Annotated in this window: 2 protein-coding genes and 3 pseudogenes; 2 read left to right on the top strand and 3 right to left on the bottom strand. The window is 61.2% G+C overall.

From position 1 onward, the window contains the following. From GCT13_RS47155 to GCT13_RS47145, 3 genes and pseudogenes are all read right to left on the bottom strand, one after another. Nucleotides 1–613 (bottom strand): annotated as a pseudogene (locus GCT13_RS47155) (IS6 family transposase); the annotation flags it as partial. Between the two features lie 99 nt (nucleotides 614–712). Then, on the bottom strand, nucleotides 713–1,690 hold the full coding sequence (gene hemC / locus GCT13_RS47150) for a hydroxymethylbilane synthase (protein ID WP_152768378.1): 978 nt from the start codon (nucleotides 1,688–1,690) through the stop codon (nucleotides 713–715). Between the two features lie 456 nt (nucleotides 1,691–2,146). Next, a pseudogene (locus GCT13_RS47145) lies at nucleotides 2,147–2,755 on the bottom strand (polyhydroxyalkanoate depolymerase); the annotation flags it as partial. A gap of 343 nt (nucleotides 2,756–3,098) precedes the next feature. Here GCT13_RS47145 and GCT13_RS49015 point away from each other — a divergent pair. After that, nucleotides 3,099–3,248, top strand: coding sequence for a hypothetical protein (locus GCT13_RS49015; RefSeq protein ID WP_193727983.1), 150 nt, complete (start codon nucleotides 3,099–3,101; stop codon nucleotides 3,246–3,248). A 184-nt stretch (nucleotides 3,249–3,432) separates the two neighbouring features. Next, a pseudogene (locus GCT13_RS47140) lies at nucleotides 3,433–3,745 on the top strand (polyhydroxyalkanoate depolymerase); the annotation flags it as partial.

The following is a 3,745-nucleotide window of genomic DNA, read 5'->3' as shown; positions in this document are numbered from 1 at the left end:
CTGAAATCGTCGTCGCGGCGCTTCTGAACCGTTTGAAGCCGAGCATCACATTCGTTCTGGATTTGATATGGCGATGGTCCTGCTCGATCAGGTTGTTCAGGTATTTCGAGGACCGGACCTTCGTGTCTTCAGGCAGCGAACCATCGACCATCATCTCGCGCACCGCGCGGTGCGAGGCAGCATAGCCATCGAGCGTGATGATCTCCGGCGACTGGCCCTGATGCCTGATCGCCTTGCTGAAAAAGGCTTTGGCCGCGCCCACGTCGCGCCTCGCCCTGAGCATGAAGTCCACCGTCTGGCCAGCCCGATCGATCGATCGCCCGGTATAGGTAGACCCACCTGCCACGAATCTTCAGGCAGGTCTCATCGACACGCCACGAGCGACCCGCAGGGGTAGCAAAGCGGTTCCAGCGTTTGACGAACTCGGGCGTAAACGCCTCACCCAGCGCAGGATCGTCGTGTGAGCCAGCGACAAACCCCGTTCGGCCATCATCTCGACCAGATCGCGTAGGCTGAGCTTGTACCGCAGGTACCAGCGAACACACAGAACGATGATCTCCCGATCAAAATGGCGTCCACCGAACAACTCATCCAGACTCTTCAGCTTGCTCATCGCGGGTTATCAGTTCGTTTTGCTACGACAACTCTAACCGATCGCCAACCCTATTTGCACCAGAGCCGTTCGGTGTACAACCGCATCGTACAAAAAGCTTCAAGCTGTCGGCCCGCTCGCCGTGCTGAGCGCGCGGACGATGTCCATCGCGCCTTGCGCTTCGAGCTGTCTCGCGACTTCGCGGCCGAGTTCGAGCGCGGCGCCCGTGGTCGGCGCGGGCGCCGAGGCTTGTGCGAAGAGCACACGTTGGCCGTCGGGCGTCGCAACGATGCCGCGCAGATGCAGCGCGCCGTCGTGCCATGTCGCGTAGGCCGCGAGCGGCACTTCGCAACTGCCGCCGAGCGCGCGCGACACCATGCGTTCCGCTTCGACGGCGGCGGCCGTGTGCTCGTGATGCAGCGGCGCGAGCCACGCGGCGAGGTCCGCGCGGTCCGCGCGAATCTCGATGCCGAGCGCGCCCTGGCCCGCGGCGGGCAGGCTGTCGGCGGGATCGAGCAGCGAACGGATGCGCGCGGCGAGACCGAGGCGCATCAGGCCAGCGGCGGCAAGAATGATGGCTGCGTAGTCGCCGCGATCGAGCTTGGCGAGGCGCGTATCGAGATTGCCGCGCAACGGCTTCACGACGAGTTCCGGATAGCGCGTACGGAGCATCGCTTCGCGGCGCAGGCTCGACGTGCCGACCACGCTACCGGGCGGCAGCGCGGCGAGCGTGTCGTACTGGTTCGAGACGAACGCATCGCGCGGGTCTTCGCGCTCCATGATGGTGGACAGCGCGAAGCCTTCAGGCAGTTCCATCGGCACGTCTTTCAGCGAATGAACGGCGAGATCGGCGCGGCCGTCGGCGAGCGCGTTCTCCAGCTCCTTCACGAACAGACCCTTGCCGCCGACCTTCGACAGCGTGCGATCGAGAATCTGATCGCCGCGTGTCGTCATTCCGAGGATTTTTACGTCACAAGATGGATATAATTTGTTCAGCGCACACCGCACGTGCTCGGCCTGCCACATTGCCAGGCGGCTTTCCCGCGACGCGATGACAAGCGTAGTGGGCGGCGTGAGCGCAAGCGTCTCGGAATTCATTGCTTGAGTCATTGAACGACGGGATGTGATAACAAACAATGTTAGCACGCGCTTCGGCAACCTCTCGCTGGCCGCACGGCCATGCCGAAGCAGTTCGATGGAGGAGACGGGTTCGCGCACGGCGTCGGCGAATCGCGCGATCGGTTGATCGGGCGGAGTGCGGCCAACTGCGGCCGTTGGGCCCAGCGCAATCGCGCGGACATTCGATGTCGGATCCGCTGAGACAGCACCTTCGCACGTCGGCCGAGCCACTTCCGTCCTCGGCCATGGCGGCCGGTCGCGTCGTGCTTCGCATCCGGACTGAAAGACTGCTTCGCGGAACCATGAACCAACTGACGCTTTCGGCCAGTTTCAACTCTTCAACATTGAACAATGAAGGCAGACCCTTTTCGGGACGGCCACCGACCACAGCCGAAGGCCGCCTAGCAACTGGCGCGACCGTCAGTCGGTCGCGCTCTAATAGCTCGTATTACTTTCGTTACCGTCGATCTCTTCGCACCGATCTTCTTTGCAGACACTTCTTGGCGCCGGATCGTTTTTGACGATGAACTCGCGCAGTTGCGGATAGATGATCGTGCGCCAGCGGCGGCCGGAGAAGATCCCGTAGTGGCCGCACTTTTCGGCGGTGAAATGCCGCCTGTTATTCTCGGGGATGCCGGTGCACAGATCGTGCGCGGCGCGTGTCTGGCCGCTGCCCGAAATGTCGTCGAGCTCGCCTTCGATCGTGAAGAGGGCCGTATTCTTGATGTCCTGGGGACGGACCGGCTCGCCGTCAACGACCCACGTGCCTTCGGCAAGACGGAATTCCTGGAACACGACCCTGATCGTCTGCAGATAGTACTCGGCGGCCATGTCGAGCACCGCGTTGTATTCGTCGTAGAAACGGCGGTGTGCTTCGGCATCTTCTTCGTCGCCGCGCAGAAGGCTCTGATAGAAGTCCCAGTGCGACGCCGCGTGACGTTCCGGATTCATCGCGACAAAGCCGGTGTGCTGCAGAAAGCCCGGGTACACCTTGCGGCCGAAGCCCGGATAGTTCGCCGGCACGTTATAGATCACGTTGTTCTCTCATAGCGCCGAAGTACCTCGCCGCCGCTCCATTCATCAACCTTAGGAATGGCTGTCTCATACCTGCGTATGACGGGCTTACTGTGACGGCTCTCTCTACATCGCCGCCAAGACTCGAACACTCGCTCCTGGACGCTTCGAGGTATCCAAAAGTATGAGCGAGTTATGCCCGCCGAGGAGTCCAGCGACCCGTTCGTACAATGGTTTTCTGTTGCTCATCCGTCTACCTTTATTGCAAGATATTTCTACGCGGTACATAAGAACGCTGACCAATTCGCTCGACCGCCTATCGTCCGGACGACCGCGAAGGCCCCGTTGATCGTGGATGCCACAGGAGATTACCATGCACACCTATTCGATCCGTTATCGCGATGTCTGCGGCCGATGGTCGGTTGCCTACGCACAGGCCGCTTCACAGTCCGACGCCGAAGCGATTGCAACCTGCCGTTATGGCACGTTCCATTCCGTCAGCCGTGCCGGATTGGTTTCTTGAACAATGTGGGCTGGTAGCCCGAACGGCCGGATTGCACCGGCGGCAATTCCAGACCATCGCGGCGCGTACTCAGCGAATGGCTGCTGACGAGACCTCGGGCTCTCGGCGTCGCATGAGGCTACCTCAACCGTCCCAATACTGCACAAAAAGGGATTCCTCGCCTCTTACTCAGCCCTAGCGAAGCATGCTCTATCAATTGCACGAATTCCAGCGGGCACTCCTCAGCCCGCTTACCGCCTGGGCTCAGGCTGCTTCGAAATCGTTTGCGAATCCGGCCAGTCCGTTCGCCTATGTGCCAGGCGCCACCCGCCTGTCCGCGGGCTACGAGCTGCTGTACCGCCTCGGCAAGGATTACGAAAAGCCCGAGTTCAACCTGCATCAGATCGTCAAGGACGGCCGCAACATTCCCATCGTCGAACAGACGATCGTCGAAAAGCCGTTCTGCCGTCTGCTGCGCTTCAAGCGCTATTCCGACGACAGCGACGCCGTCACGCAAC

The organism is Paraburkholderia franconis (assembly GCF_009362735.1).
GTDB lineage: Bacteria > Pseudomonadota > Gammaproteobacteria > Burkholderiales > Burkholderiaceae > Paraburkholderia > Paraburkholderia franconis.
Note: the sequence above shows the minus strand (reverse complement) of the source record. Positions and strands in the feature narration are given on the sequence as shown.

Coding starts and splice junctions, on each gene's coding strand:
- hemC (WP_152768378.1), bottom strand. CDS start 1,690: ATGAATTCCGAGACGCTTGCGCTCACGCCGCCCACTACGCTTGTCATC.
- GCT13_RS49015 (WP_193727983.1), top strand. CDS start 3,099: ATGCACACCTATTCGATCCGTTATCGCGATGTCTGCGGCCGATGGTCG.